At 51.7% G+C, this 26,416-nt stretch carries 22 protein-coding genes; 6 read left to right on the forward strand and 16 right to left on the reverse strand.

The window, feature by feature from the left end; all coding sequences use genetic code 11:
* Positions 1 to 139: 139 nt before the first annotated feature.
* The 4 genes from MKY82_RS32505 to uxaC all read right to left on the reverse strand — a co-directional run bounded on the left by MKY82_RS32505 (position 140) and on the right by uxaC (position 6,923).
* The gene (locus tag MKY82_RS32505; protein WP_194540069.1) at positions 140 to 1,825 is read right to left on the reverse strand and encodes an ABC transporter substrate-binding protein; all 1,686 of its coding nucleotides are present in this window, start codon (positions 1,823 to 1,825) and stop codon (positions 140 to 142) included.
* Positions 1,826 to 2,058: 233 nt separating this feature from the next.
* Positions 2,059 to 3,801: a sensor histidine kinase gene (locus tag MKY82_RS32510; RefSeq protein ID WP_194540070.1), complete on the reverse strand. Its 1,743-nt coding sequence runs from the start codon at positions 3,799 to 3,801 to the stop codon at positions 2,059 to 2,061.
* Complete coding sequence (locus MKY82_RS32515) at positions 3,798 to 5,408, reverse strand: response regulator transcription factor (RefSeq protein ID WP_339295110.1); 1,611 nt, start codon at positions 5,406 to 5,408, stop codon at positions 3,798 to 3,800. The genes MKY82_RS32510 and MKY82_RS32515 overlap by 4 nt, the downstream gene beginning before the upstream one ends.
* Before the next feature lie 111 nt (positions 5,409 to 5,519).
* Positions 5,520 to 6,923 carry a glucuronate isomerase gene (gene uxaC, locus MKY82_RS32520; RefSeq protein ID WP_339295111.1) on the reverse strand — a complete coding sequence of 468 codons (1,404 nt, stop codon included), beginning with the start codon at positions 6,921 to 6,923 and terminating at the stop codon, positions 5,520 to 5,522.
* A gap of 87 nt (positions 6,924 to 7,010) precedes the next feature.
* Here uxaC and MKY82_RS32525 point away from each other — a divergent pair, with 87 nt between their 5' ends.
* From MKY82_RS32525 to MKY82_RS32535, 3 genes are all read left to right on the forward strand, one after another.
* Positions 7,011 to 7,688 (forward strand): GntR family transcriptional regulator, encoded by a 678-nt coding sequence (locus MKY82_RS32525; protein WP_194540073.1) that lies wholly within the window; start codon positions 7,011 to 7,013, stop codon positions 7,686 to 7,688.
* A 120-nt stretch (positions 7,689 to 7,808) separates the two neighbouring features.
* Positions 7,809 to 8,906, forward strand: coding sequence for a mannonate dehydratase (gene uxuA / locus MKY82_RS32530; protein ID WP_194540074.1), 1,098 nt, complete (start codon positions 7,809 to 7,811; stop codon positions 8,904 to 8,906).
* Positions 8,903 to 9,838, forward strand: a complete 936-nt coding sequence (locus MKY82_RS32535; RefSeq protein WP_339295112.1) for an SDR family oxidoreductase — start codon at positions 8,903 to 8,905, stop codon at positions 9,836 to 9,838. Before uxuA ends, MKY82_RS32535 begins: the two co-directional genes overlap by 4 nt.
* 65 nt (positions 9,839 to 9,903) lie before the next feature.
* On the opposite strand, the gene MKY82_RS32540 is transcribed toward MKY82_RS32535, so the two are convergent.
* The 6 genes from MKY82_RS32540 to MKY82_RS32565 all read right to left on the reverse strand — a co-directional run bounded on the left by MKY82_RS32540 (position 9,904) and on the right by MKY82_RS32565 (position 17,046).
* The gene (locus MKY82_RS32540) at positions 9,904 to 10,776 is read right to left on the reverse strand and encodes an RNA polymerase sigma-70 factor (protein WP_339295113.1); all 873 of its coding nucleotides are present in this window, start codon (positions 10,774 to 10,776) and stop codon (positions 9,904 to 9,906) included.
* Positions 10,754 to 12,052: an NAD(P)/FAD-dependent oxidoreductase gene (locus MKY82_RS32545; protein ID WP_339295114.1), complete on the reverse strand. Its 1,299-nt coding sequence runs from the start codon at positions 12,050 to 12,052 to the stop codon at positions 10,754 to 10,756. Before MKY82_RS32545 ends, MKY82_RS32540 begins: the two co-directional genes overlap by 23 nt.
* Positions 12,053 to 12,358: 306 nt before the next feature.
* The gene (locus MKY82_RS32550) at positions 12,359 to 13,675 is read right to left on the reverse strand and encodes a 6-phospho-beta-glucosidase (protein ID WP_339295115.1); all 1,317 of its coding nucleotides are present in this window, start codon (positions 13,673 to 13,675) and stop codon (positions 12,359 to 12,361) included.
* A gap of 65 nt (positions 13,676 to 13,740) precedes the next feature.
* Entirely contained in the window at positions 13,741 to 14,724 is a 984-nt protein-coding gene (locus tag MKY82_RS32555) for a BadF/BadG/BcrA/BcrD ATPase family protein (RefSeq protein WP_339295116.1), read from the reverse strand.
* Positions 14,725 to 14,833: 109 nt separating this feature from the next.
* Positions 14,834 to 15,730, reverse strand: coding sequence for an AraC family transcriptional regulator (locus MKY82_RS32560; protein ID WP_339295117.1), 897 nt, complete (start codon positions 15,728 to 15,730; stop codon positions 14,834 to 14,836).
* A 239-nt stretch (positions 15,731 to 15,969) separates the two neighbouring features.
* On the reverse strand, positions 15,970 to 17,046 hold the full coding sequence (locus MKY82_RS32565; RefSeq protein ID WP_339220528.1) for a branched-chain amino acid aminotransferase: 1,077 nt from the start codon (positions 17,044 to 17,046) through the stop codon (positions 15,970 to 15,972).
* A gap of 122 nt (positions 17,047 to 17,168) precedes the next feature.
* On the opposite strand from MKY82_RS32565, the gene MKY82_RS32570 reads away from it, so the two are divergent.
* Positions 17,169 to 18,059, forward strand: a complete 891-nt coding sequence (locus tag MKY82_RS32570; RefSeq protein ID WP_113057843.1) for a LysR family transcriptional regulator — start codon at positions 17,169 to 17,171, stop codon at positions 18,057 to 18,059.
* A gap of 69 nt (positions 18,060 to 18,128) precedes the next feature.
* On the opposite strand, the gene MKY82_RS32575 is transcribed toward MKY82_RS32570, so the two are convergent.
* The 4 genes from MKY82_RS32575 to MKY82_RS32590 all read right to left on the reverse strand — a co-directional run bounded on the left by MKY82_RS32575 (position 18,129) and on the right by MKY82_RS32590 (position 21,972).
* Complete coding sequence (locus tag MKY82_RS32575) at positions 18,129 to 18,947, reverse strand: GNAT family N-acetyltransferase (protein ID WP_339295118.1); 819 nt, start codon at positions 18,945 to 18,947, stop codon at positions 18,129 to 18,131.
* 440 nt (positions 18,948 to 19,387) lie between these two features.
* Positions 19,388 to 19,924 (reverse strand): GNAT family N-acetyltransferase, encoded by a 537-nt coding sequence (locus MKY82_RS32580; RefSeq protein ID WP_071218703.1) that lies wholly within the window; start codon positions 19,922 to 19,924, stop codon positions 19,388 to 19,390.
* A gap of 323 nt (positions 19,925 to 20,247) precedes the next feature.
* On the reverse strand, positions 20,248 to 21,174 hold the full coding sequence (gene mphI / locus MKY82_RS32585) for a macrolide 2'-phosphotransferase MphI (protein ID WP_220687195.1): 927 nt from the start codon (positions 21,172 to 21,174) through the stop codon (positions 20,248 to 20,250).
* Positions 21,175 to 21,681: 507 nt separating this feature from the next.
* The gene (locus MKY82_RS32590) at positions 21,682 to 21,972 is read right to left on the reverse strand and encodes a DUF6509 family protein (protein ID WP_339220535.1); all 291 of its coding nucleotides are present in this window, start codon (positions 21,970 to 21,972) and stop codon (positions 21,682 to 21,684) included.
* A gap of 191 nt (positions 21,973 to 22,163) precedes the next feature.
* On the opposite strand from MKY82_RS32590, the gene MKY82_RS32595 reads away from it, so the two are divergent.
* A complete protein-coding gene (locus tag MKY82_RS32595; protein ID WP_339295119.1) occupies positions 22,164 to 22,805 on the forward strand; it encodes a hypothetical protein in 642 nt (213 codons plus the stop codon).
* Positions 22,806 to 22,898: 93 nt separating this feature from the next.
* Here MKY82_RS32595 and MKY82_RS32600 read toward each other — a convergent pair whose 3' ends face one another.
* Both MKY82_RS32600 and rlmN read right to left on the reverse strand, forming a co-directional pair.
* Entirely contained in the window at positions 22,899 to 23,369 is a 471-nt protein-coding gene (locus tag MKY82_RS32600; RefSeq protein ID WP_194540084.1) for a DUF3052 domain-containing protein, read from the reverse strand.
* Between the two features lie 145 nt (positions 23,370 to 23,514).
* Positions 23,515 to 24,576, reverse strand: coding sequence for a 23S rRNA (adenine(2503)-C(2))-methyltransferase RlmN (gene rlmN / locus MKY82_RS32605; RefSeq protein ID WP_339295120.1), 1,062 nt, complete (start codon positions 24,574 to 24,576; stop codon positions 23,515 to 23,517).
* A 307-nt stretch (positions 24,577 to 24,883) separates the two neighbouring features.
* On the opposite strand from rlmN, the gene MKY82_RS32610 reads away from it, so the two are divergent.
* The gene (locus tag MKY82_RS32610) at positions 24,884 to 26,365 is read left to right on the forward strand and encodes an FAD-dependent oxidoreductase (RefSeq protein WP_339295121.1); all 1,482 of its coding nucleotides are present in this window, start codon (positions 24,884 to 24,886) and stop codon (positions 26,363 to 26,365) included.
* Positions 26,366 to 26,416 lie beyond the last annotated feature (51 nt).

Genomic DNA, 26,416 nt, shown 5'->3' on the forward strand with positions numbered 1-26,416 from the left:
CCGTCGTCTCTGCAGGTCCAATCGGGTTCGCCTTATCCACGGTTTCTTCTCCTTCCTATCCAGCCCGTACAATGGTTATAGAGGAGGAGGGACGAATACAAACTTATCGAGTGGTCCGCCCCTGATCTCCTCTTATCTATTATTGTCCTTGGGCATTTGCGATTTTCTTGGCTACTTCCTCAGTGATCAGATCCTCATATCCCTTCACGTCCAGCTTGCTGAACTCGCCCACGTATTCGTTCCATATGCCGTCAAACTCCGCAGGGTTGGCAAGAACCAGTTTCGGAAAGTATTTACGCTGCAAATCGCTTTTCTTCTGCGTGAAGATTTGGGCCGGTGATCCCTGATCGATCGGAATGCTCCAAGCCGGATACCATGGACGATCGTCCGGTGCCGCAAACAGCTGCGAGAAGGAATCGATGTCGTATGCTTCAAGCAATTTCTTGTCCGGTTCGGAGTAAGACATTTTCGCAACCTCAGGCTGGCGTCCCGCACCCACGGAATTACCGTCAGAAAGCGTAGAACCGTTGCCGTAACGTGGCCAGTTGTATTCAAAGTATTTGAAGCCGAAGGACTCGCGGAAGGCTTCCGTATTCGTCTGTGCAATCTGCTCTTCCGTACGGTAGAAGCGGCCGTTCTCATCTACGGAATACGTCTCGTCCTTGATGCCCCAGTTCGACAGAATTTGGTTCTCGTCCGTCAGCAGGTTGTTGAAATACTTCACAATGCGTTCCGGATCCTTCGCGCTGACGGAAATCCCTACGCCGCGGTTGTTCACAAAGGATGGCGGATCCAGATATTGATCCTTGGTATTCTCGTCGTATACGATCGGCAGCGCCATATATTCGAGATCGTCGTTACCCGATTTATTGGCTGTTTCGCGCAAGTTGTTCATCGCCTGGCCTACCTGCCATCTATAGTCGAAGAAGCCGAGCACCTTACCGGAAGTCAGCTTGGCAAGGTATTGATCATAGTTGTCCACGAAAGAGGATTTATCGAACAGGCCTTCCGCATTCAGCTTGTTCAGCTCCTGCAGGTAACGCTTCGTAATGTCGTCGTCAGCGTAATCATTCGCTACGTGAGTCTCCATGTCGATGATGATGCCGCCATCGTTCGGATAACCGGCCAAGTGCATCGGGGCATTGGTCAGGGCAAAAAATTTATCCTGCGTCGTCAGTGCCAGATATCCGGTCAAGCCTTCCTCCGGATGCTTCTTCACGTAATCGCGAATCAGGTTCAGGTACTCGTCGAAGGTCTTGATTTTCGGGTAACCCGCTTCCTTCAGGACGCGGCGCTGAATCCAGAAGGCTCCTTGCTCGATATTGGGAGCCGACGTGTACTCTCCTACAACCGCACTTAACGGGAGGAAGTAAATGTTGCCGTCATCGGCTTTCATCAGATTGTAATACGGCTCGTACACACGCTTGATGTTAGGGCCGTACTTATCGATCAGGTCATTGAGCGGAATGAAGGCGCCCGCCCCGACCAGCTTATCGATCGAGCTCCCCGGCACAATCACATCGGGATAATCGTTGCTGGCAATGAATGTTCCCACCTTGGTGTTCTCGTCTCCTACCAAATGCTCCATTTTAAAATTCACGCCGGTTTGGTCTTCGAAAATTTTACCGATGGTGGTTTCGTTCGTATTTTTGTCTTTACCTGCTGCGGAGTTGAAATAGGTGAAGGTGACCTTCTCTTCTTTCTTCACGCCTTCGCCGCCGGCGGCCGGTGCGTTATCCGCTGCCTCTTTACCGCCGCCGCAAGCCGCCAGAAGCGATACCATCATAACCACGGTCAGACAGCTTACCCAAAATTTCTTGTTCATGCTCTTGACCTACCCCTTTCGGTCTCGTTAATTTGTAAGCACTTTCATTATAAGAGAGCTCAGGAGCGATTTTCACCCGTCAATCTTTAGGTGATACTTTGAAAACTATAGAACCGTATCCATGATCGTGAAAAATGGCACCTCTGCGGCCTTCGCCGCACCTCTCCTCCTGATTAACGAACAAATCCTGCTGTAGTCACTCCGAACCGGAGTGCCAAGCAGGATTTGCCCTGTTAGGTTTCGATGGGGATGGACAGTCTTATCCGGGTGCCTTGTCCAGGCGAGCTGTCGATTTCAAACTGGAACCGGCTTCCGTAATACAGCTTCAGCCGGTAAATCACGTTCTGAATGCCGATCCGCTCGCCCATCTCATCCTCGGTATCCAGGTAGCGGTAGATGCGTTCCACCTGCTCAGCGGACATGCCTGCCCCGTTATCCTGAATGCTGCAGATAAGGCTTTGGCCCTCGCGCACAACCTGAACTTCAATGCGACCCCCGTGCTTGAGCGGCTCAATGCCATGAATGCTGGCATTCTCCACAAAAGTAACGATGGCCATCTTCGGTATTTGCAAATGTCCTTCCTCTGCAGGGGCGTGAACCGAGTAATCGATTTTGTCGCCAAACCGGTATTTCTGGATTTCAAGGAAACAGTGAATAAACTCCACCTCTTCCTTGAGCGTCACCATGTCTTTTTTCCAAACTAGGGAATTGCGGAAGATCTTAGCCATATTATGAATGATTTTTGCCGTCTCATCCTCATCCTTCATCAGACTGCGCATGCGGATGGTCTCCAAGGCGTTAAAGAGAAAGTGCGGATTAATCTGGCTCTGCAGAGCGTTCAATTGCGCATGCCGCCGCTGAAGCTCCAAATTCTTCTTCTGGATATCCGCCACGTACACGTCATTGATCAAGCTCTTAAGCTGCAGGGTCATCCGGTTGAATTCACCCGTCAGCTGACCGATCTCGTCATATGCCTCAGCCTCTTGGATCGTGTCGTAATTCTGGTTCTTGACCTTCTTCATATGCTTGAGTATCCGTATCAGACGCACGTTCAGGGAACGGCTTATCCAGACAATCACCAAGGTCGGAAGCAGAAAGTTCAGGCAGGTCAGCACAATGACGAATCGCAAGGACTGATGCACGTCGCGCAGCACCACATCCTCCGGCGTCACCGCCATGATCGTCCAGGTGTTTAGATTGTTGGTCGTGAACGTATCGGTGTGAAACTCCAGAAACCTGTCGCCATGCACGATGCTGCTGTACGGCACGGAACCCTGCATAATATCAACCTTCGGATCCGTGGTGTATTCGATATTTCCGGCACCGCTCAGCAGGTACACTTTGCCCTGCACATTCAGATTACTCATGATCTGCCGAATCGAGGGCATCCGCATATCAATCTTGAGATACTTGGTATGATCATCCTGGGAACTGAAATAATTCATGCTTCGGATGATGCTGAAGCTGTCCAATTGGCCATTCTTGCCCGTACGCATCACAATCGGCTGGGTTACGTTTTTGCCCGCAATTGCCTTGTACCAGGCCTCTTCCTTCACCTGGTCGCTAATATAATTAATGCCGCCGGAATACAGCAGGGTCGGATTGTCCACATACACCGTAATCTCGCTGACCGAATTGTACACGGCGCTGCCCGAATTCAAAATGCGGCGGAGATAGGTATCATAAGCCTCGATATAATCGGCCGGATGATCGTACACCGTCTCCATGATCTCGTTCAACTGAATGTCCGTGTAGAAGACGGAGGAGATCTCCAGCGCGTCCTCGACTTCACGACGGAACTCATTCTTCATCTGCTCAAGCGCCACCGTTATATCCTGGATCCGCTGCTCCCTCACGCTGCCGGATGTCACGTTGTAAAAGATGAGGTTGGTGACCAGGATTGGCAAAAATACGGCCAGGAAATACATCAGCAGCATCTTGTCCCGCAGACGGACATTATTCAAGCTTGGCTTCATCGATTCGCCCCTTGGGACGCGTCCTCCTTCATCAAGCGGCTCCGGTACTCGCTTGGCGTCATTCGCTCCAGCTTCTCGAATTGCGTGACGAAATAGTCCGGGTTGCTGAAGCCGACCCGTTCCGCCACCTCATAGATGCGCAGATCCGTCTGGCGCAGCAATCGCTTCGCTTCGTTCACGCGCAGCTGCAGCAGGAAGTCATTAAAGTAAATGCCATACGCCTTTTTGAAAAGCTGTCCCAAATACACCGGGTTCATATAGAACTTCCCTGCGATGCCCTTCAGGCTGATATTCTCATGATAATGGGCCTCGATATAAGCCCGGATCTTCTGGATTCCGCCCTTGTGCTGCTCCTTGCGAAGGTGCGCGATATAGTTCGCGCTCTCAATGGCGAATTCCGTGAACAACCGCTTCAGCCCCTGAAGCGACAAGTTGCGGTCATGCCATTCGGTCATCGGCTCCAAACTGGATAGCCGGCTCTGATCCCCGTCCATGCTGCCGAGCACCCGGACCACGCCCAGCACGCATTGGTTGATTGCCGTCTTCACCGCTTCGGGAGCATACAACTTCTCCCGGAAGGATTCGAACAGAAGGCGAATCGTCACTTCCAACTTCTCGAAATGCAGCTCCTCGATCTGCTCCAGAAACTGCTCGTAAAGCCCCTCTTCCAGCCCGATGTAGTTAAGGCCGTGCTGGGAGGCCTCCTCATGGATCACAATGCCGCTCTCATCATAGATATATTTGTACAGGAGTGATTCTTTGGCCGTTTCGTATGCCTCCTGAATGCGGGACAGCTGCAACACCGGTTGACCAAAATAAACAAAGATTCGTTCGTGGCCCGAATCGGCAAGCGATTGCTGAAGGCGTCTGGCAAATCCCCGTTGACACCCCTGGAAACAGTGCAGGATGCTGCCCGGAACGATAATGCCGATTCGATTGCGATGCTCATGCAGATAGAAGGGCTGTTCTCCATTCGAGATCGCAAGGAGAGCCGCCTCCACCCTGTCCTTGAATTCTGCTCTGCCATCGTCATTGCCGTTCGCCGCCGAAGCCTGCTGGTAGTCATTCCGTTCGACAAAGACGTAGAACAGGCGACTCTCCGGCTGAAGCTCGAGGCGTTGCTCCCATTCCTGCAGCAGCGACTCATCGGCTTCTCCTATAATGAGTGATTCCATCAGGGCCCCGGACAACAGCCTCTCTTCTCTCAAGCGAGCCTCGCGGTCTGATTTTAGCCGCTCGCTGAGCCGAACCAGCGCATGGCTGAATTCCGTCTCATCAATCGGTTTCAGAATGAAATCATGCACGCCATAGCGGACGGCCTGCTGGGCATAATTGAAATCATCGTATCCGCTTACAATAATGAAATACGGCTTGACGATGTCCTTCGTGACGACATGCCTGATCAGCTCGAGTCCATCCAGCACCGGCATGCGGATATCGGTGATGACCACATCCGGTTGAAGCCGTTCAATCAGTTCCAGCGCATCTTCCCCGTTATCCGCCTCATCTACAATTTGAAAGCCGCAGGCTTCCCAATCAATCAGCTTCAGGAGCCCTTTGCGCGTAAACACCTCGTCATCCACCAATATCGCCCGGTTCCTTTGCACGGTATGTCCCCCTCGCCTGTTCAAACACATCTGCTGTCACATATCTTCTATCTGACCATCAGCAAACGCTTTCATATAGTAAGTCTATTGTTCATGCTCCGCATGCAATTGTCAATGGATTTGAAAATAGCGCTCGGCATTGTGGTAGCAAATGTCCTGGATAATGGCACCGATATATTCATAATCGGCGGGCAATTCCCCTTCCTTGATCCAGTCCCCGAACAGGCGGCACAGCACTCTGCGGAAATATTCATGCCTCGGGAACGACATAAAACTCCTGGAATCGGTCAGCATGCCGACAAAGGTGCTGATCAGCCCCATGGAAGACAACGCGGTGAGCTGCTTCAGCATCCCTTCCTTTTGATCGTGGAACCACCAAGCGGAACCGAGCTGAAGCTTGCCCTCGACGCCAGCCGACTGGAAATTCCCGATCGTAGTAGCGATCATTTCGTAATGCGAGGAATACAGGCTGTACACAATGGTTTTCGGCAGCTGATCGTTCCTGTCGAGCCTGCTTAGAAAACCGTTCAGGCTTTCCGCCAGATGGAAATCGAGAATCGAGTCATACCCGCTGTCCTTGCCGATCTTCGAGAACATGCGCGCATTATTGTTCCGGATCGCCCCAATGTGCAGTTGCATGGTCCAGCCCTTGGCGTGATACATTTCTCCGAGCTTGAGCAGGGTATAGGTGCGATATTTCCGATCCTCAAGCGGTGTGAGGCTGCCCCCGCTGATCGCTTTGCCGTAAATGTCCGCAACCTCTTGTTCATCGGCTTGTTCGAAAGGAAACGCGCCAAAGCCGTGATCCGACAGGCGACAGCCATGATCATGGAAATATTGAATCCGCTCCTGCAGGGCATCCAGCAATCCCTGATAGGTATCCACGGCTATACCGGCCGTTGTTCCCAGGTTCTGTGCATAGGTGGTGAAATCCGGGTTCGTGACATCCAGCACCCGATCCGGCCGGAATGCAGGGGCAACGATGGTCGATAATTCCCCATGATCCCGAATGGCCCGATGATACTCCAGCGAATCAACGGGATCATCTGTCGTGCAGGCCACTTTGACCTTGAATTTCTCCAGAATTTCGCCAGTCCGCAAGGCAGGGGCCTTTAGCTGCTCATTGCAAGCTTCCCAGATCTCCTTAGCATTATCAGCGGTCAACCGCTCTTGAATCCCGAAATAACGGGTCAACTCCAGATGGGTCCAGTGATAGAGCGGATTGCCCACCAAGCGCGGAACGCATTCCGCCCAGGCCATGAACTTGGCTTCGGCACTTGCACCGCCTGTAATCAGTTCTTCGTCGACGCCAAGCCAGCGCATCGCCCTCCATTTATAATGGTCACCCTCCAGCCATAGCTCCGTCAGGTTATCGAACTGCCGGTTGGTGGCGATATCCTTCGGGTTTAAATGATTGTGGTAATCGAATATCGGCATCCCTTCCGCATAATCATAAAAGAGTTTCTTTGCGCTGTTGCTGTTTAGGAGCAGGTTTTCCGTGTCCAAACGGCTCATGTGATCGCCCTCCGATTCTTATTTTGATTTTCAGTTCCATACTACCATACAAGTATGGTAGTATGGAATACATTAGGAGGTGATGCAGTGGTAGAATCTTTGCGATTACAGCCAGGATCGGCCGGAAATATCGTGTACTCCAAGCTTAAGCAGCAAATTGTCAGTCTAGAGCTGCCGCCGGGAACAGCTTTATCCGAGAAGGAGGTTTCCCTATCCTTCGAGGTCAGCCGGACCCCGGTACGGGAAAGCTTTGTCCGTTTGGCCCAGGAGGACCTGGTTGTGGTGCTTCCCCAGCGCGGCACGCGCGTCTCGCTCATCGATTCGGAGTTGGTCGAGGAAGCGCGCTTCATGCGCGAGCAGCTGGAGAAAGCCGTGGTCCGGCTTGCCTGCGAAAGCTTTCCCGAGGATAAATTCGCCGAGCTGGAGCACAATCTGTCCGAGCAGCGCGAGAGCATCGAGAAGCATGACGGCAAGCATATGTTTGATCTGGATGAGGCCTTTCATCGTATTTTGTTCGAAGGCTGCCGTAAGGTCGGCACATGGAACGTGCTGCAGCAGATGAACGCTCATCTGAACCGGAGCCGGATGTTATGGTTGTCCGCCGATCCGAATTGGACCAACCTGTACGAGCAGCATCGGGAGATCGCGGACGCGATTTCACGTCATGACGCCGATCATGCCGAACGGGAAATGCAGGCGCATCTCAGCCTGATCATCTCCAATCTGGCCGTGCTGAAAGAGAAGCATCCCGATTATTTTAAATAAAGCAATCCAGGCGGATAGACTTAGCCGTTCGCAGGCTTCCATCTTGGCGGTGCACTCGTAACTTGCAAAATTCCCAGCAGCTTTGCGTTAACTCCTTAAACTTGTAAAGGCGGTGAAGAAATGCGCATGGTATTCAGGTGGTTTGGCGAGGGCAACGATACGGTCTCGCTGGATCAGATTAGACAAATCCCCGGCGTGGAGGGCATCGTATGGGCACTTCACGATATTCCTGTCGGCGAGGAATGGCCGATGGAGCGAATTGAAGAAATCGCGGACCAGGCAAAAGCGTACGGCCTTCATATTGACGTCGTCGAAAGCGTCAATGTGCATGAGGATATCAAGCTTGGGCTGCCCTCGCGGGATCAGTACATAGCCAACTACATCCGGACGATTGAGAAATTGGGCCAGGTCGGCGTCAAGGTCATCTGCTACAATTTCATGCCGGTGTTTGACTGGGCTAGAACCGATCTCCATAAGCAGACTGCCGATGGATCGACGGCTCTCTTCTTTGAGAAGGCCAAGATCCACGGCATTGATCCGATGGAGCTGGTACAGACGATCAACCGAAACAGCACGCTTACGATGCCAGGCTGGGAACCGGAGCGCTTGGCGCATCTGACCTCCCTGTTCGAAGCATACCGCGGCGTTACCGAGGACGATCTGTGGCGCAACCTCGAATATTTCTTAAGCGCCGTCATCCCGGCTGCCGAGAAGAACGGCATCCGAATGGCTATTCACCCGGATGATCCGCCTTGGCCGATCTTCGGTCTGCCACGGGTCATTACCAGCCAGGAGAATCTGCGGAGATTCCTCAAGCTATACGATAGTCCGGCGAACAGCTTGACCCTGTGCAGCGGTTCGCTTGGCGCCAATCCGGATAATGACATCGTCTCCATGATCCATGAGTTCCATGACCGGATTCCATTTGCGCACATCCGGAATGTACGCGTCTTTGATAACGGCGACTTCATTGAAACGTCCCACCGTACCGAGGACGGTACCGTTGATATTTCCGGCATTGTGCAAGCCTATCATGACAACGGTTTCACCGGATATGTAAGACCCGATCACGGGCGGCATATATGGGGTGAGCAGTGCCGTCCGGGTTACGGTCTGTATGACCGCGCCCTCGGCATTATGTATCTCTGGGGGCTGTGGGACGCTTACAGCCGGGAGCGTGCGGGACGCGCAGCTCAGCTGAAGGAGGCTGTTCAATGAGTGAGGTAAATATCCATGCAACGGGTACTTCTGAACCCGGACCAAGCGGAGTTTCTCATGAATCCACGCCGCAAGTGACGCCATCCCTTCCCATTCATCCGTCATTAAACGGGAAGACGGTTGTTATTACGGGCGGCTCCGGGGTGCTGTGCCGGGCAATGGCTTTGGAGCTGGGCCGGCAAGGTGCCAAGGTCGCCGTCTTGAATCGTACGGCCGAGAAAGGGCAGCAGGTGGCGGATGAAATTACGGCAGCCGGCGGTACAGCCATTGCCGTTTCCTGCGATGTAACGGATATGGAAAGCGTCCGGCAAGCGGAAAAGGCTGTGCGCGAGTCTTTCGGACCTTGCGATATCCTCATTAACGGAGCCGGCGGTAACCGGAAAGACGCGAATACAACCAACGAAATTTTCCGTCCGGAGGATGTGGGGCAGCCGGATCTGACAACCTTTTTCGGGTTAAGCGTACCTGGCTTCCGCAGCGTATTCGATTTGAACTTCATCGGCACGCTGATACCGACGCAAGTCTTTGCGGAAGGGATGCTGGGACGTCCCGGGGCCGTCGTGCTGAATATCTCGTCCATGAGCGCACCCAGCCCGATGACCAAGGTCCCGGCTTACAGTGCAGCCAAAGCGGCCATCAACAACTTCACGCAGTGGCTGTCCGTACATCTCGCGGAATCCGGCATTCGCGTGAACGCGATCGCGCCAGGCTTTTTCCTGACCGAGCAGAACCGCAATCTGCTGACCCATAGCGACGGTTCATTAACCGAGCGCTCTCATAAAATCATCTCCCATACCCCCATGAGACGGTTCGGCGTGCCGGAGGATCTGCTCGGCACCCTGCTCTGGCTTGTGGATGATCAGACCTCCGGGTTCGTCACCGGAACGGTGATTCCCGTAGACGGCGGCTTCATGGCTTATTCCGGCGTATAACGGATTACTATGCAGCAGGGCCGGTTTAAGATCCTATGATCTTAAATCGGCCCTGTTTTTTTGCATCACGGCAACTGTATATGCCTGAGTTTATCCGGATTTGCCACGGTATAAATCGTTTCGATCCGATGGTTCTTAAAAGCAAAAGAATAAATGAATTGGACACCGTTATCCAACCGGATCCGCATTCCCGGCAGACCATTGACGGTAAGATAAGAGTACGCATATTGTCCTTCATACATTTTAAGCAGGTTCAGATGCAATTGGATCACTTTATGAACTCCAACCACAGGAATTTGCGCCGCTCTAACTTTACCGCCACCGTCCGAGTAGAGAACGACATTTTCGCTTAACAGCTCCAGCAGCTTATTCGTGTTCCCCTGCAAGAGGGAATCCACAAAATCCTTGATCTGCGCCTCCGCCACCAAGATCGAAGGTCTCTGATCAGGATCAAAATGAATGCTGCTCTTAGCGCGGCGGAAGATTTGACGGCAATTGGCACTGCTTTTTCCCAGAATTTCAGCAATTTCGTCATAGGAATAATGAAAAATCTCGCGGAGAAGAAAAACAGCTCTTTCCACCGCGTTCAGCTGCTGAAGGAGCAGCAGGTATGCTGTAGAGATGGACTCTTGCTGCTCTACGATAAGCGAAGGGTCCGTCTCTGACGCCATATTCTCGATCAAGGGTTCCGGCAGCCAGGGACCGACGTACAGCTCGCGCTTTTTGGCAGAAGAGCGCAGCAAATCCAAGCAGCGATTCGTTACGATTTTGTACAGAAACGCTCTCTCATTGCGAATGTCCTGCGGATGGGGCAATTGGTTATAGCTGATGAAGGCCTCCTGTACGATATCTTCCGCATCCATTACACTTCCCAGCATCCGGTAAGCTAGCGAGAAAAGAGCGGATCGATAGCTTTTATACAATAACTCTGTGCTCATTCGGGGTCCTTTCCTCACTTTCAAGCGAGAGTATATGCTGTACAGCCCGCTTGGCGCTTGCAGTTGCAGCATCAACCAAGAGTTCGCCATGCGCTGCCCATTCTCCCGCTACATACAACCCGCCGATTTCAGGGACGGCTGGACCCGGGTTCTCCTGGCGTTTCACATGCATAAAATCGTGGCAGACCGTGATGTTAGGAAGGTATTGTTTCTCCACGAGCTCGTTGCGCCAACCGGGCTGCACCAAGTCTAAGGTTTCTTCTAATTCCTGCAGATCCCTTCTTGCATCCTTCTCCTTGCCCTGATACTTAAGCAAGGTTATGACTTGTGCGCCATCATCACTCAGGTAAGCCGCTCGGGATTGATTCGAGAGAAAGACGGTTTGATCGAGGCCGTACACAAACTGCTGCTTCGGTTCCGGAAGACGACGCAGGGCTACATCCAAGCAAGCCGCTGTCACTTCGACCGCCTGCTCCTTCCAAGTATGAAGGGCGGTTTCTTCTGCATAGGGCACCAGTTCGTGAGCGACAGCTGGCGGTGTGGTAAGAATAATATGGTTTGCTTCTATTTTCATGCCATCGCCGCAAAGGACGTGCCGTACCTTTCCCTCGTGATGCTCAACCGAAATGACTTTATTCTTCGTCACGATTTGAACTCCCTGCTCCAGAGCCTTTTGTTTTAATTCATCGACCATGGCCCCCCAGCCCCGATCCAGATACAACACTCCCTTAAGCGCATGCTTAAGCTGCTGCAGTACAGGACCGGCAGCCTGCAGGTCAGGGGCTACCACATAACTCGCTGTACGCAATAGCGAATAGAATAAATTTCGTACCATCGGATCCTGCACGTTATCTTCAATCCATTCGCGCAGACTCATGTTGTCGTACAGCTGCGTATCCAGTTTACCTAATTTCGCAAGCCAGGCGCCGAGCTCCATCTTGCCCTTCCAGGATAATAGAGGGGTGGTGAATAGGGATTTCACGCCCATGGGTAACGGACTTAGTTTCCCTTTCCAAATCCCGTACCCGTCAATCGAAGGTTGGCCACCCGGCAATTGGAGCCCTAATTCGCGAAAGGTTGAAAGGGCATCTCCATGATATAAGGCATGCCCGCCCAGATTGAAATAGGCTCCCTTCTTCTTATGGGTCATGGCCCGACCACCTAAACGCTCCTGCTTTTCAACGAGTATCGTTTGCTTTCCGGCTCTTGCCGCATAGATTGCAGCTGTTAAACCGGCTACGCCTCCACCTACAACGGCTACGTCATATTTTAGCATCCGTCATCATCCCTTTCGGTTTTATACGGGTATGACGGGCGAGGGCATCGAGATGTGACAGGAATGAAGATCCAAACCGAAAATTCATGTTATTCATGATTTCAAGACTCCTGTAAAAAACCTCTATTGACGCCCTTTCACAGATGACAGATTTACGCAGTTAGAGGAAGTTTTCCATGCGATATCAGGAAGTCACAAGCTTCGAAGTTATACTTTCTGATAACTTCAATAAAACCCTCTTCAATTTCGAAGAGGGGTTTTGCATGGCTCTATATCAAAATCGCACCGTTTGGGTTTCATTCCGCCTTACAGCACAGCCTCCGGCTTAAAAAAAGCCGGCAAGTACTTTTTGTTCGCCTCCAGCATTTCACCCAGCAGCTGCTTCGCTACACTTACGGAAGGCACCAGCGGATGGTGAACCAGCGCTTGCAGCGCAATGCCGTGATCACCGGTAATGGCGGCTTCGATCGTCAATTGTTCGTATACCTTAACCGCATGCATTAGCCCTTTTACATGGGAAGGCACGTTCTGCGGTGCAAGCGGGATGGGACCCTGGCCTGTTACTACGCAATTGATCTCGATGCTGGCGTCCGCAGGCAGGAAGTCGTAGATATTGCCGTTTGCGACATTCAATGTCTGGATATCATGGCGGTCATTGTAGATGGAGGTCATCAGATTGACTGCCGCTTCAGAGTAATAAGCACCGCCCCGCTGCTCAAGCTGCTTCGGTTTCACGGCCAAATTCTCATCCTTGTAAAGCTCAAACAGCTCCTGTTCAACGCGGCTGACCACGTCCGCTCGGGTTCCGTCCTTCTCCAGCGATGCCTTCATATCCGCAAACATCGTATCGGTCATGTAGAAATATTTAAGATAATACGTTGGGATCGCCCCAAGCGAGCGGATAAAGTCCACATCCCAGCCGAAGGTCGGCACGTTCTTCGCCGTATACGATTTGCCGCCGTCCAGCAGCTCCGGCATCTTCTCTTCCCCGTTAACGATAGCGGACGTCACCCAATGCAGATGGTTGATCCCGACAAACTCGGCCAGAACGTCCTTCTCCGACACGCCATACTCCGCCGCCAGGAACTTCTGAAAGTTAATCGGCGAGTTGCACAGACCGACAGATTTCACCTTACTGTGCTTAGCAACCGCCTCCGTGACGATACCCGCCGGATTCGTGAAATTCAGCATCCACGCATTCGGTGCCAGCTCCTCGATATCGCGGCAAATGTCCAGAATCACCGGAACCGTGCGCAGCGCCTTCAGCATGCCGCCCGGGCCCGTCGTCTCCTGCCCGATGACGCCGTGTTTAATCGGAATATGCTCATCCTGTTTACGTGCCGCGAGCAGACCGACACGCATCTGGGTCGTCACAAAATCGGCACCCGCAATCGCTTGTCTGCGATCCAGCGTCAGATGAACCTCGATCGGCAGACCCGACTCTTTCACCATGCGTTTAGCCAGATTGCCTACAATCTCCAGCTTATGCTTGCCTTCTTCAATGTCAACAAACCACAGTTCGCGAATCGGCATTTGCTCATAATTGCGAATGAAACCTTCAACAATTTCCGGGGTATAGGAGGAACCTCCCCCGATGACCGCTATCTTTAATCCTGCTGCCACGTTAATCGCCTCCAAGGTATGATATCAATCCGTATTTATCAGGTTCTTATCCAATGATAAATTGATCAGGCTGTGGTTGCCTGCTCAAACGTAAATGCTTTCAGTTTGGCCTCCGTCTGTGCATCAATGGCATGACCGTCAACGTCCATCGCGCAAAGAAGCGCGCCGGAAACCGGATCGGATGTCAGTCTTACACAGGTTGCATGCGGTGCCCGGACCGCAACGATCCGCTCGATCGCATCCGTCAGGATCGAGCTGTTCGGCCTGTTCAGCACACTGCCGATATAGACAATGTCAAAGGCTTCATCCGTCATGTCCAGCCGCCGGATCAGCGTACATACCGCATTGGCCAGCTCTTCGCCTTCATTCTCAAGAATTCGGGTGGCTACCTCGTCACCTGCTTCAGCCGCCTGGAACAGGGTCTTCACGAGGCTTGGCGGAACCTTCGTCTTGCCGTAGAGGACATCCTCATACATCGGTTCTACAGACGTGTATCCCATTTGCTCCAGTACGAGCGATGTCAATAAGGTTGCCGGTCCCCGCTCATCCCAGGCCCGAATGACTGCCCGGAAAGCCAGCGTGGCAAATCCGGAACCGCCCGCGTAGCCGTCTCCATACAAGAAGCCAAAGCCTCCATACTGCAGCTCTTCTCCCGCACGATTTCGGGCCGCGCTGTTGAAGCCCGTACCGCAGATCAATGCAGCGCCATACGGACGGCTCGTTCCAGCCCTCATCCCGATCATGGTATCGCATGCGATATCATGCTTAGGATAACCGAGAGCCCCGATCATCGGACGCAGGATCTCATAATCGGCTTCCCGATCTGCTCCGGCCAAGCCGAAATAAGCATAACTGATATCTTCTTTGGCAGCTCCAGCCTCTTGAAGAGCCGCATTGCAGGCTTCCTCAATATTACGGGCCGCATGTTCACGGTGAATCTGGTGATTGCCGTTCCCAGACGCTCCCTTGCCAAGAATGTTCCCTTGTTCATCGCAGATCACGGCGTGTGTCTTACTACCGCCGGCATCTACACCCAGATACAAACTCATGCATTTCACTCCTACCCGCCATACAGCGGCGTCATGTGGTGGTATATATTTAAGATACCGCTTCCACTGGCATCCATCTACTGTTATACGATCAAGGAGTGATACTATCTTACTGTTTCTTGGTTTTTGAAGTGGAGGGGATTATAGGAGTGCCGGCATAAGCACGCTCCCGAGTTTCGCTTGGCGATGCGCCGACATGCTGCTTGAACAGACGATTGAAATTAGACAGATTCCGAAACCCGCAGGATTCCGCAATCTCGATAATTTTCTGGTCCGTCGTCTCTAGCAAGTGCACGGCATGCGTCAAACGCAGCTGAATCAGATAATGGTGCGGTGAAGTGCCGACCGCCTGCTGGAACAGAGCGCTGAACCGGGAAGGGCTCAGATGCGTTAAGTCCGACAGCTCCTGCAGCGTCCAGCTGTAGTCCAGCTGAAGCTCCATCGTGCGCAGGACTTCTTTTAACGCATGCATTCCCCTGCCCTTGATCGGCCTGTTCGCTTGAGCCGGAATCGAGAGATGGCGGTTCGCCAAACTCAGGAAACGAATAAGATCCGAGCGGATCAGGCTCATATATGCGGTACCTCGGGCTTGATACTCCTCCATCATGCGCCCCAGCAGGTGAGCCAATTCATCGTGCACGGGGGACTGCCTCTCCATGTTTCCGAGCGAACGGAAGGGAGCCATCAGATCCGGATCGAACTTGAGGTCGATGGATAATAATGAGGGCTCGAACATAATGACATCCATCACCAGGTTCTCAGTCTCATACGCCCGGTGAAGATCATTGCTGTTGATGAAAATAATATCCCCCTGCTGAAACTGGAGCTTCATCCCGTTGATCAGAATAAATCCGGTCCCGCTCTGAATATAATTGAGCTCCAAAGCATGATGCCAATGCAGGCGCTGGGCTCCGGCAAATATGCCGTGCGTGGTCGACGCTGTAAAAGGAAAGGCAGCGTTCGTAAAATCTATAGCATCAGGAACGACACTCTGCGGACGATTCACTAAAAAAGCACCTCCATGCCTTCGGACATCAACGTATCAACAATTTACCCTTATCGTAACATGAGCGCTTATTATACTTAAAACGTTTATGGACGTATTTCCTCAGAACACAAGCCGCACTCACCCGGATGTTCTCTTGCGAAAATAGGCAGGGTAAGTCACTTGAAGGGTATACTTCCTATTACTAAAAAAAGACCTGCCTCAGTATGCCTGAGACAGGGTCTTTAAAGAAAGGATCATTAAGATAATGCAAGCTCCACCGTCCAGCCGAACGGATCCTCAACCGTTCCGAGCTGGATGCCCGTGATGGCGTCATATACGCGTTTGGAGAGTTCGCCCGTTGCTCCCTCACCAATCTTCAATTGCTCATCCTGCCATTCCAGGGAGCCAATCGGTGAAATGACCGCTGCCGTGCCGGTGCCAAAAGCTTCGGTCAACAATCCGCTGCGATGGGCCTCCACGATTTCATCAATGGAGATGGCCCGTTCTTCTACCGGGATGTTCCAATGCTGAAGCAGCTGGATGACGGAGTTCCGGGTAACTCCATCCAGGATGCTGCCATTCAGTGCCGGGGTTACGACCGTATCACCCAGCTTGAAGAACACGTTCATGCTGCCGACTTCCTCGATATATTTGCGATGTACGCCATCGAGCCACAGCACCTGCGAGTATCCCTTCAGCGTTGCTTCATCCTGTGCCTTCAAACCTGCCGCATAGTTGCCAGCTGTCTTGGCATTGCCTACGCCGCCGGCTACAGCACGCACGTATTTAGGTTCCACGTAAATGCTGACCGGATTGATGCCTTCCGCGTAATACGAACCGACTACCGATAGGATAATCATGAACTTGTATTGCAGCGATGGCGCTACGCCAAGCACAGGCTCGGTGGCGATCACAAATGGACGGATATAGAGCGATGTGCCAGGCTCGGAAGGAATCCAGTCGCGATCCACGAGCACGAGCTGCTTGAGCGCTTCCATAACGAGCTCCTCGTCCAATGCCGGAATGCTCAATCGTTGGTTGGACAGGTTCAGCCGCTGAATATTTTTGTTCGGGCGGAACATGAGAATCCGCTCATCTTCCGTCAAGTAAGCCTTCAAGCCTTCAAATACGGTCTGTCCGTAGTGAAATACCTTGGCGGCAGGGTCCAGTTCGATCGGCTGATACGGAACGACGCGCGGATCGTGCCAGCCTTGACTTGCGTCATAATCGAGAATAAACATGTGGTCCGTAAATACCGTGCCGAAAGCCTGTTTATGGTGGCTCGGCTTTGTCTTCGGGGTCTTCGTTAATTCCACGGGTATCGTGTAAGTCATGTGCACACATCTCCTTATTCTGCAAACGTTATTAGTTGAATCATATCAATGGATACCCTATATTAAAAATATCTGATTTATAGGGATATCATACCTTAAAGGTATGGATAGGGGGTATGAACATGGATATTCGACAGCTGCGATATTTCCTGACGATTGCACAGGAAGGGCAGATCACGCGTGCAGCAAAACAGCTCAATATGGAGCAGCCTCCATTAAGCCGTCAGCTGAAACTAATGGAGGAAGAGCTCGGGGTTCTGCTGTTTGAACGCAGCGGCAAGCAGCTTCAGCTCACCCACGCAGGCGAGCTGCTTCAGAACAGAGCGGCGTCCCTGCTGAACCAGTTCAATGAAACGCTAACCGAGGTAAAGGAGATCCATGCGGGAATCCGCGGCATGCTCTCCATCGGTGCCGTCGTCTCCTGTATCTCGCTCCTGCCGCAGCGCATCCATATCTTTCGGCAGCAATATCCCGAGGTCACCTTCAAGATCCGGGAAGGCGATCACTCCCTGCTGGCGGATCAGCTCGACAAGCGCAATATCGAGCTCGCGGTGACCCGGCTCCCTTTCGAATCCAGCTTCGGGCCTGAGCGTTATGCCGTTCAGCCTTTGCCCTCCGACCCGTTCGTCGCGGTCCTTCCAAGCAGCTGGGAAAGTGTATCCTCCCATTCGGAAATCTCGATGCGCGAGCTCGCGGAATATCCGTTCTTGTCCTTAAAAACCGATCAGACGATCGGGATGCATGAGCGGGTAATACAAGAATTTAAGCGCGGCGAACTTGAACCGCGTGTCATATGCGAATGCTCCAGCGTTGCCATTATCGTTGCATTGGTAGCGGAAGGCATCGGCGCCACCATTTTACCCGAGTCGGTGATGTCCTCATTTACGATTCCCAACATTCGGACACTGTCCATTACGAGCGCTGATTTCCAGTCGGATGTGGGTATTGTCTGGCTCCGGGATCATGTACTATCCAATCGGGCTATGCATTTTTTAGCTACCTTTATAGAATAACATTTATTGATGCCCTTCGTCTTCCCCGGCTTTGTCCAAGCCGTGCCGCTTTAGCAGATTCATTATTCGTTATTCATTGTTAACAAACTTGAAGTCGCTAATCGTCCCGCACCGGCTAAACCCGATATGTTGATACAATCGATTGGAGACCGGGTTGGCTTGATCGGCATACAGCATGGGCACCAAACCGTCCTGCAGCAAGCGAAGTCCGAGTTCTGCAACCAGGGCGCCGGCATAGCCTTTTTTCCGTTCAGCCCTCGGCGTGTATACAGCGTTGATTCGACCGTGCCGTGGTGACCGGTGTGCAACATTGGCCATCGAGACCGCTTTGCCGCCGGCTATCCATAAATTTAACCCCCCCTGCTGAATGAGTCGCTGCGCTGTCTCGATCTGGCTTGCCGCATTCGCGCGGACCCCATAAGCATCCTCCGAGAATCCGACCAGAAACTGGGCCACCTGCTGCGTATCTTCAACAGCGGCCTGCCTGATGTCGCCCTCGACGAAGTGAGGGGGCTTCACGGCGGGGGCATGATAAGACTCCATCGTCATATGATGTCGGTAGGTCTCACGACGTTCCTTAGCGTAACAGCTTGCAAACCGCTCTGCCACATCCGGCTCCCCGGTCACCCCAGGCAGGGTCACCTCCTTAAGCTCGCCAACCAGCGCTTGGAGCAGGTGCTGCCGCCTATCTCCGGAAACCTTCCGGGAAATCCATAACCATGCGTTCCCGCGAGGAGACTGCGCAAAGATCATGCGTCCATCCGGCGATTTCAGCCCCAAGTTCTGCGGTGACCCGGCAAGGAGATGAATCAGATTGTATGACACCTCATCCTGAATAAAATCTTCCTGGCACAGCACCTCGTCCTGAGGCATCAACTTCATTAACATGATTCAGCCTCCCTCTCTCTAACAAGTGGTGGACCGATCGCACGGACCCGCCGCCTTTCAGCGTCTCCGTCAGCCCAAAGAAACACAAAAAAGCTCCGTCCCCTGTAGGGACGGAGCCTTGTCTCCGCGTTACCACCCTGATTCGCACCGGACAAGCCGATACGCACTCTCGTCATCATCCATCAATGATGCCCCATGATAACGGCAGGGAATACCCGGATACGCCTCAAGTTATAAACGATCGACGGATCTGCTCCGAGGTGATGGCCATGCATCGCCGCTGACTGCTTCGCACCACCCAGCAGTTCTCTGGCTCAGCTTCCACTTGCGATCCTGGCGTCCTCATCCTAGCATGTTTGAAAATTTAACTCAGTTTACTCCCGGCGGCATCCAGCTGTCAAGCCCGATTTCACCTATAAAGAAAGGCTGGAGACTCCATCTCATTTGTTATTAAAACGGAAGACCAGCATATCCCCCTTCTCCGGATGGACGCCATCATGCTCCGTATATCGTCCGCCCGTGTACGTGTTCAACGTTTTTCGCCAAAAAATCTGGGTACTCATATTGCGCTCGGTCGGATTCGTTTGCAGCTCCCATGCACCTTGGAAATGATCGAACACAAGCTCAGCCGCTCGTTGGGCTACACCTTGTCTTCGAAAAGTCCGAAGCACAAAAAAATCATTCAAGTAGTACTGGATATTCGGCGATGGGATGTATGGCGTGGTCGCCACCAGAGCCAGCCCTGCCGCAATACCATCTACGGAGATCAGATAAGGAAAAAGAACCGATGGCTGCTCCCACCACACATCGAGCTGCTTGCTCTGCTCGCTTAAAGTCGGCACATCCTCTTTTTCAAATACACCGAACCGGTTAGGACGGACCCCCCATATCTCAGCAATGTCATGCAAGTACAGCGGATATATGTTATGCAGAATAAATGACTGTTCCTTCGGGCATAAACGTACCTCAATATTCACGGTCAATCCCCTCCCTAATGAATGATGTATGTAAGTTTAGTATGTCTAGGATAACATATTTACACTACCAAGAGGTTTACAGGTATGTAAATTGCGTTACGAATGTAATAAAAATCCGTTAACCCTACTCCTTATTTCACCATGATTTTATTATATGTCCTACAGCTCATCCAAAATAATGTTGAATTCTGTTAATTTATATCATGCAAAGAGCCAACCGAATGTATGCATCGGTTGGCTCTTTGTTTTCTCAGCGCTGTATTCTGTGCCTTTGCAGTCTTATCAAACGGGAATACCCCCCTTGCTGCATCCTCCTGCGAGGCTTACTCCGTCAAACCCAAGGCATTCCGCGCCATCGTCATATACTCTTCCTGACCTGTCAGGAGAGCGAACTGGGCGATCAGCACGGGATACGCGGCATGCTGTTCGACAATATGATCGAACATGCGCGGCCATACCTTCCCTCCGGCTTGTTCATACCGATCCAACAGGACACGGAGATTATGCTCGCCATAAATAGCGTAGTATAACACGAAGTCTTTGGCGGGACTTGCTACCTCGGACTCCGTCCAATCCAAAAGTCCGGTCACCTGCACGCGCTCATCAATCAGGATATGCGGGGGGTGAAGATCGCCATGGATGAGGGCAGAATGCGTTGGCCAGTAGGAATCCTCCTCCAGCCATTTTTGCCACCTCTCCCACAGCGCATCGGAAACACCCAGACGGCTCTTGATGTCTTCCATATTTCGCGCCGTCTCATCACGAACCTCTTGGGGACTCTTTACCTGCAGACCTGCTGCTCGGGCTGCATCGTGATCGACGCCATGCAAGGCAACCAGCGCCTCAGCCAGTGAGCGGATAAACCCCTCGCCCGGATTCTCATGATCCATATTCCATGCATATCCTTCCATGCTGACGGAAGCGGCAGGCTCCCCGCTTAGCAGCGGGTAGGCAATGAGTTCCGGCGTGTAAATCCGCCAATCCGGTACATCAACCGGAAGATGGGATTGAATCAGCTTCAGGACTCGAGCTTCGTTATCTGCTCTATCCAGCACATCCGATCGTCTCGGTTTACGCAGAATCCACCGTGCTCCAGTCCCTGCTTCCTCTGCGAATCCAACAAGGAAATCCATGCCGGATTCATTCATCTCTATTCCCTCCGGAATCAAATTCACCCCGTGTTTTCCGGCAATCTCCAGCATCTCTTGGATCACTTGTGTATAATCATCATTTGGTTTTGCTATTGTCATAAGGAATCAATCCCCTTCCATTTTTCATTGCATCAAGGCCGTCATTACAACAAAAAAGCACAGGCAACGAGCTGCCTGTGCTGGGTAACCGGAACGGGTCTTAGCTGTCCACCGTTCCTGGAATGCCTACTCGAAATACACATTCAAATAAAACAGGAAGGTGAGAACACCGTTATCCCGCAAATGAAAAAACGTGTACTTCTATAGACATATCATAAAAATGGGTTACGTAAAAAAGACGGACCCATCCCGATTACCCTGCATCTGTGCAGGTCTCTTTAGCGCTATATCATTAGCCGCGAAAAGATCTCAATCGGGAATAATCCAACATACGTAACCCTCCGTTCGTTTATAAGTTGTGTATAACTTTACCAAAGTCATTCGTAGTTTGCAAGGACTATTTGGGCAATATTTCCCATTACTTTGGAATAAGATTCCATCCGTTTAGATTTGCACAGAAATGCCCAAGTCACTCCGGACTTGCCTGTTCTCATCTTCCGGCTCTATTTACGCTTCCTGCAAATGCTCTTTGCAAAAAGTCATGAGTTCTTCCTCTTCCTCGGGCTCCATATCGAAGTCCAGGTACTGGTCGGTTGTCCGCTCATAGAAGTCGTATTTTACAATGCGCGAAGACTCCTCGTCATCCAGATAAATCACTCTCAGATAGACGCCATGCTCCGAATAGAGCTCGTCGTCCTCCGGCACGTCCAAATCGCATACAAACTCAAAGCGTTTGCCTGCCAGGATTCCAAAAGGATCCTTCACCAGTTCAACGCTATATTCTTTGATTGTCAGCATATTCCCATCCTTTCTATCACTCTGATTATTATACACAACAGTGAGTGTCTTCTTACACTCTTTCTATTCGCAAAATGGTTGCCTATCAGCACTCAGGGTCCTTCCCCCATTTTCTATTCTATCAGCGCATACCTCTTACGAGCTGCATCGAATTCACTTACGATAAAATAAGACTCCATTGAAAAGAGGAGATGAAGCGCGTGTCCCAGAAGGAACATCTGACCATCACAGTAGAGAAGGGCAAGCAACGTTTCTCCGTAACATCGCCTCTTGGTGGGGTGGGGCGATTCGTCTTTGTGGTGAACGATCAATTCACCAATGCCCCCAATACCACTCAAATCGCCAGTGGCGCAGGTAAAAGCAGCGCAGCAGGCAACAATGCGGCCATTAAATCCCCGCACACGTACCAACAACAAAGCGTCGGAGCCGGGGGAATCGCTAAAAATCTCGGATTAAAAGACCCCACGGACAAGGACCATTTCTCCAAACATCATCCGAAACATCACTCGAAACATAGCAAGCATAAAAAAAATCAAAAAGAAGTGGTATTCGTCATTAACAAGCAGGTCGTAAAGCTTCCGAAGGGAGGCCAAAACGCGTCTGCAACGCAGATCGCAAGCGGCGCCGGCAAATACAGCACAGGCGGCACCAACTCCGCGATCGAGAGCCGCGGCACCAGACAGCAGCACGCCGTAGGCGGCGGCAGTGGCAGCAAAGCCATTAACAAAGACGCCAACCAGCGTAAGCGCAAATCCAAGCACCGCGACTGGAAGTCCAAACACCATGACTGGAAATCCAGACATGACCACCGAACAAAGAAGAAGACGTATTAAGAACACAAAATGACCCTCGAAGGGTCATTTTTCTTTGATTCAGGCTGTAAATTTCACTAAAATCGATCTCCCGTATGCCTATCGAACTTGCAATTATTTATCGTCCTCTTGACCGGTCCGTTCCTTCCCCTTCGCGGTTGCTGCGAACGATCTGGTCATGGACTTGATCAACTCCACTTTACGGTAACGCAAGGCGGACCAATCCTCATCGATAGCGATTTGCCGAACGGGCTCATAGCCTTCGTCAGCAAGAATGCCCGTAATGCTCTCCCGGCTGCAATCGGAATTCTTGTAGGTTTTGGACGACTTCTTGGGGTAACACAGCCACAGCAGGCCATTGTCAGTCACAGAGCTGGCTGCGATCTTGGCTAAGCGCTGCAATTCTTCATTGCTTGTCCCGAAGGCTTGCACAAAATCGTAAGGCACTTGCTTAGGCTCCGTATGAACTTCCCCTTGCAGGGAATTGATGACCTCTTGAAAGGCCTGTGGTGCGTTTAGCATCAGAACCGGTTGGCCGAGGTCCTTGAATTGCAGCTTTTTGACGGTTGGATGTGTCTCCAGCATGTTAAAGCATCCTTCCTCTCGATTCAATTTTTATATAACGCTTCGGATTTCATTAAGAAGAGCATACCCATATGAATGGGTACGCCCTTACAGCTGGTCAATCCACATAGCGGTTAAATTCCCCTGGGATTGCGCGTTATTCTTGTTACTGCGCTTTCTTGATCTGCTTGCTTCGCAGCTGCCCGCAGGCTGCATCGATGTCGGTTCCATGCTCCAGACGAACGCTGCAGCTGATGCCTTGTTTTTTCAAAGTATCGTAAAAAGAGGTAATCGATTCTTTTGTGCTGCGCTGATATTGGCTGTGCTCATCCACCGGGTTGTACGGAATGAGATTCACATTCGCCAGATTGCGTCGCTCGCCAACAAGCTCTGCCAGCTCAAGCGCATGCTCCCGCTGATCGTTCACATCCTTCAGCAGAATGTACTCCAGCGTGATACGGCGATTCGTTTTTACCAGATAATAATCAATCGCTGCCATCAGCTTCTCGATCGGAATCGCTTTGTTAATCTTCATAATGCGGGTCCGAATCTCATCATTCGGCGCATGAAGGGAGATGGCGAGATTCACGCCCAGATCGCTGTCCGCGAACTCGACGATTTTGTTAGCCAGCCCGCTGGTCGATACCGTAATATGACGGGGACCAATGGCAAGCCCCTTATGATCCTTGATCACGCGAATGAAATCCGACATGTTCTCATAATTATCAAACGGCTCCCCGATCCCCATCACCACGAGATGGCTGACCCGCTCGCTTTTGCCTTGTTGATCCAAGTGAAGCTGAACCTGCATGACCTGCTCCACAATTTCCGCTGCGGACAAATCCCGGCTCTTCTTCAGCAAACCGCTGGCGCAGAAGCTGCAGCCAATGTTACAGCCGACTTGAGTAGTCACACAGACCGACAAACCGAATTTATGCCGCATTAATACGGTCTCAATCAGATTGCCGTCCACCAGCTTGAACAGGAACTTAACCGTTCCGTCCAGAGACTCCTGCTTGGTGTGCTCCTCCAAGGTCAGTATCGTATAATGCTCCGCGAGCAGCTGCAAGCATTCCGGATGCACATCCGTCATATCGGAAAAAGCGGTGACCCGCTTCCGATACAGCCACTCCCATACCTGTGTTGCCCGAAACTTTTTATGTCCACGCTCGCCCAGCCAAGCCGTCAACTGATCTAATGTTAATCCATAAATGGATGGTTTGTTCATTGATTGGTCCTCTTTCTATTCATAGTCCACTCCTTATTGTCCCAAAATTCCGAAGCGAACACAAGGGGAGTTATAGGCAATTCGCGCTTCTTATACGTAAATCAGGATTGACATCTCCAATAAATACCTTTATCTTATGATTGACTGACCTAATCAATCATAAATATAGAGTAGAAAGGAGACATCGCTCCATTCGTTAAGGACGTTCACCGCTATTTGTCCTGCTTCTTTATCCAAATTTGAAATTCAGAGGATGTTTTTCGTTTATTATTGACTGACTAAATCAATCTATATTGGAGGTCTTCGAATGAAAACAAAAGGCAAAGCGCTCATTCTAGGTGGAGGCATAGCCGGACTATTCGCTGCAACCGTGTTATCCAAGCATTACGAAGAGGTAATCATCACGGATCGGGATGAGTTTCCAGCAGGACCGGAGACTCGGGCGGGTACGCCGCAGGCCTATCATCCGCACCGTTTCCTTGAGCGCGGCAAGATGATTGTTGAACGATGGTTCCCCGGCATAACCGAAGAGCTGGTTCAGCACGGGGCCCACCCCCGGGCGTATAAGTCCGTTAAAATGACCAACCGTTTCGGCACGCTGGAAATGCCCGATGAGCCCAATGCGGGATGCAGCCGATCCCTGCTGGAGTGGACGCTGCGCAGCAGAGTGGCCAAACTGCCCAACGTCACCCTCCTACCGAAACTGACGGCCCAACAATTGCTGTTTGACGCAGACAAGAATACCGTTACCGGTGTGGTGTTCCGGGACAGAAGCGTCGAAGAGCCGGCGCTCCTTCATATGAATGCGGATATCGTCGTGGATGCAAGCGGGCGCGGTTCCAAGCTATCGGATTGGCTCCAGAACCTCGGTTATGCGACACCCGAGGCCGAGAGGTTGCACATATCCCTTGGTTATAGCACGCGGCATTATAAGGTGCCAGAAGACATCCAAGCGGCGTGGAGCACCATTGTGAACGAAGGAGATCCCTCCCGTGGTATCGGCACGGCCGTATTCAATCCGATCGAGAACCAGATTGCGGAGGTTGTTCTGTACCGCGCGGGAGGAGACTCTTATCCGACAACCAACCATCAGTTGTACGACCAGGAGGCACAAAATCTGTTCGGCGCTGCCATCGGAGATTTGTTTCAGCAGCTTGAACCGGTCTCAAACCCGCGCGGCTACCGGATCGAGGAATGCCTGAGACAGCATTTCGAGCAGATGGAGGATTGGCCTTCCGGTCTGCTGGTGCTCGGTGATGCTTTCTGCAGTTTCGATCCGATATTCGGCCAGGGCATGACGGTGGCCGCCATCCAGGCAGATACGCTGGACCAATGCTTGCAATCGATGCAGAATGGAGTTCTGCTTGAGGAGGGATTTGAACGCTTCGCCCTCCTAAAGATTCAATCCGCCATTGAGCCTGCATGGTGGCTTAGCGCAGCCGCGGATCTCAGATGGCCGGGCGTGACATACGAGGGCCACCTGTCCGCCCAAGGCTTCTCTTTTGCCCAGAGGCTGTTCGATATATGCCAGGAGCTGGCTTATGATCATAACGATATGGCCGTATTCGAACAGTATATGATGGTAACGGGTCTCTTCGCCTCACCTCAGGATTTGTTTAATGCCGAATATATCACCGCACTCGTGAATGCAGACCCATCGGGTAAAGGTAAAGCTTGGCTTCATCAAGTATTACAGGAGACAAACTTGCCCCTGGAAGAACTACTCGCGCGGATCATCCCGGTCTTTAATAACGAATTTCTGCCCTTATCCATGGGATTGCCCGAATAAATCAAATGCGTTATTGTTGATATCAGCAAGAGAATTCCATGATGAGGGATG

Source organism: Paenibacillus sp. FSL W7-1279 (genome assembly GCF_037969845.1).
Classification (GTDB): domain Bacteria; phylum Bacillota; class Bacilli; order Paenibacillales; family Paenibacillaceae; genus Paenibacillus_AQ.

Bases quoted from the DNA above. Each gene is read 5' to 3' on its own strand.
- MKY82_RS32570 (WP_113057843.1), top strand. From the start codon at position 17,169: ATGGATATTCGACAGCTGCGATATTTCCTGACGATTGCACAGGAAGGG.
- MKY82_RS32600 (WP_194540084.1), bottom strand. From the start codon at position 23,369: ATGCTGGAGACACATCCAACCGTCAAAAAGCTGCAATTCAAGGACCTC.
- MKY82_RS32505 (WP_194540069.1), bottom strand. From the start codon at position 1,825: ATGAACAAGAAATTTTGGGTAAGCTGTCTGACCGTGGTTATGATGGTA.
- MKY82_RS32545 (WP_339295114.1), bottom strand. From the start codon at position 12,052: ATGCTAAAATATGACGTAGCCGTTGTAGGTGGAGGCGTAGCCGGTTTA.
- rlmN (WP_339295120.1), bottom strand. From the start codon at position 24,576: ATGAACAAACCATCCATTTATGGATTAACATTAGATCAGTTGACGGCT.
- MKY82_RS32575 (WP_339295118.1), bottom strand. From the start codon at position 18,947: ATGTTAATGAAGTTGATGCCTCAGGACGAGGTGCTGTGCCAGGAAGAT.
- MKY82_RS32565 (WP_339220528.1), bottom strand. From the start codon at position 17,046: ATGACTTACACGATACCCGTGGAATTAACGAAGACCCCGAAGACAAAG.
- MKY82_RS32540 (WP_339295113.1), bottom strand. From the start codon at position 10,776: ATGAGCACAGAGTTATTGTATAAAAGCTATCGATCCGCTCTTTTCTCG.
- mphI (WP_220687195.1), bottom strand. From the start codon at position 21,174: ATGACAATAGCAAAACCAAATGATGATTATACACAAGTGATCCAAGAG.
- MKY82_RS32535 (WP_339295112.1), top strand. From the start codon at position 8,903: ATGAGTGAGGTAAATATCCATGCAACGGGTACTTCTGAACCCGGACCA.
- MKY82_RS32610 (WP_339295121.1), top strand. From the start codon at position 24,884: ATGAAAACAAAAGGCAAAGCGCTCATTCTAGGTGGAGGCATAGCCGGA.
- MKY82_RS32595 (WP_339295119.1), top strand. From the start codon at position 22,164: ATGAAGCGCGTGTCCCAGAAGGAACATCTGACCATCACAGTAGAGAAG.
- MKY82_RS32555 (WP_339295116.1), bottom strand. From the start codon at position 14,724: ATGAGTTTGTATCTGGGTGTAGATGCCGGCGGTAGTAAGACACACGCC.
- MKY82_RS32510 (WP_194540070.1), bottom strand. From the start codon at position 3,801: ATGAAGCCAAGCTTGAATAATGTCCGTCTGCGGGACAAGATGCTGCTG.
- MKY82_RS32590 (WP_339220535.1), bottom strand. From the start codon at position 21,972: ATGCTGACAATCAAAGAATATAGCGTTGAACTGGTGAAGGATCCTTTT.
- uxuA (WP_194540074.1), top strand. From the start codon at position 7,809: ATGCGCATGGTATTCAGGTGGTTTGGCGAGGGCAACGATACGGTCTCG.
- uxaC (WP_339295111.1), bottom strand. From the start codon at position 6,923: ATGAGCCGTTTGGACACGGAAAACCTGCTCCTAAACAGCAACAGCGCA.